Consider the following 517-nt stretch of genomic DNA (forward strand, 5'->3'; position numbering starts at 1 on the left):
ACCGTTTTCTATTTTTTTCGTTTCTCGAACCGTATAAACTACACTTTTTCCATCTGGAGAAATCTGAGGGTTATACACAGACTTCAATTCATACAAATCCTCTACCGTTACCGTACGCTTTTTTACATGATTCAATTTCTTCGCCCCCAAGGATTCATTTTTAAACCAAATAGCCAATCGATAAAAACGAAAGTAGCGTTTCCCTCTTACTTTATCATTTCTAAAAATAAAAATCTAAAAATTTAGAAAATTAGTTGTTTTTTATTCTTTTAATCTATATAATAATAAAAAGGGTGCAGAGGTGATGAGGTATGAACAATGAAAAATCGTACACGGAAATGATGAAGTCCCTCGCTCGCAATAAAAAAGTAATTGATACTGTGAGTATGTTGGATGTTTATATCGAAATGGTAATTGATGAATCGCTTTTTAAGCGTCAAAAAGAACTGTTAGAACCAAACATTAACACGGCATTAGATCAACGTGATGAAACTGCTTTTTATGAGCTATCAGCACA

General features: G+C 32.7%; 1 protein-coding gene. It reads left to right on the plus strand.

The window, feature by feature from the left end; all coding sequences use genetic code 11:
• Positions 1-311: 311 nt before the first annotated feature.
• A partial coding sequence (locus tag AC27IT_RS28275) for an IDEAL domain-containing protein (protein ID WP_487092335.1) occupies positions 312-517 on the plus strand: 206 nt, incomplete at its 3' end.

The organism is Brevibacillus sp. YAE8 (assembly GCF_057543335.1).